The sequence below is a fragment of the Cupriavidus sp. AU9028 genome, from assembly GCF_019795295.1.
In the GTDB taxonomy this organism is placed as follows: domain Bacteria; phylum Pseudomonadota; class Gammaproteobacteria; order Burkholderiales; family Burkholderiaceae; genus Cupriavidus.
Genome location: NZ_JAIMCG010000039.1, coordinates 1 through 929 on the forward strand (window position 1 = coordinate 1; position 929 = coordinate 929).

The 929-nt window shown below is 63.3% G+C and carries 1 protein-coding gene; it reads right to left on the bottom strand.

Annotated elements, in window-relative coordinates; translation table 11 throughout:
• Positions 1-30: 30 nt before the first annotated feature.
• Positions 31-929: IS3 family transposase (locus K6V06_RS20570; protein WP_222245983.1), on the bottom strand; the 899-nt coding region annotated here is incomplete at its 5' end.

The window sequence follows — 929 nt, forward strand, 5'->3', positions numbered from 1 at the left end:
TGTAGTGGTCAAGTTTTTTCAGACAGGTGTTTAGGTGGTCTGGTGGAACTTGTCCTCGTAGTGCTGTGGTGACTGGTAGTCCAGTGTGGAGTGCAGCCGTACCGGGTTATAGAAGCCAACGATGTACTGGGTGATGTCGCGCTGTGCTTCGGCTCGGTCCATATAGCGCCGCTGCCAGACCCGCTCCATCTTCAGATTCAGGAAGAAGCGCTCGGCCACCGCGTTGTCCCAACAGTCGCCCAATCGGCTCATGCTGCAAACCAGGCCGTGACGGGACAGCACCGCCTGGTATTCCAGGCTGGCGTATTGGCTGCCCCGGTCCGAGTGCACCACCAGACCGGGCGCAGGGTTGCGCTGCTGGATCGCCATCCGAAGGGCCTGCACTGGCAAGGCCGCCGGCATCGCCGGCGCCATGGCCCAGCCCACCACCTTGCGTGAGTACAGGTCCAGCACCACGGCCAGATACAGCCAGCCCTGCACGGTGCGGATATAGGTCATGTCCGAGACCCAGGCCTGATCCGGCTGCGCCGGCCGGAACTGGCGATTCAGAACGTTCTCGGCCACCGGTCGGTCGTGCCGACTGTTGGTCGTTGCCACAAACTTGCGCTTCCAGACCGGATGCAGCCCCGCCTGGCGCATCAGCGTGCGCGCCCGGTAGCGGCCAATCTTGATTCCCTGCTGCTGCACCGCCAGCGCGACACGGCGGCTGCCGTAGGTCTGCCCGCTGCCCTCGAAGGCTGCCCGCACATAGGCTCGCTCCCTGATCCTTGTATCAGACCGGCGCTGGCGGTTCGCGTAATAGCCGGCACGGCTCACGCCCAATACCCGGCAGGCGCGGCTGATCGATACGGCCTTCTTCTGCAACGCGCTGACTGCGTGATAGATCACTTCAGTTCGCGGGCGAAGAAGGCCGAGGCCTTTTTTAGGAT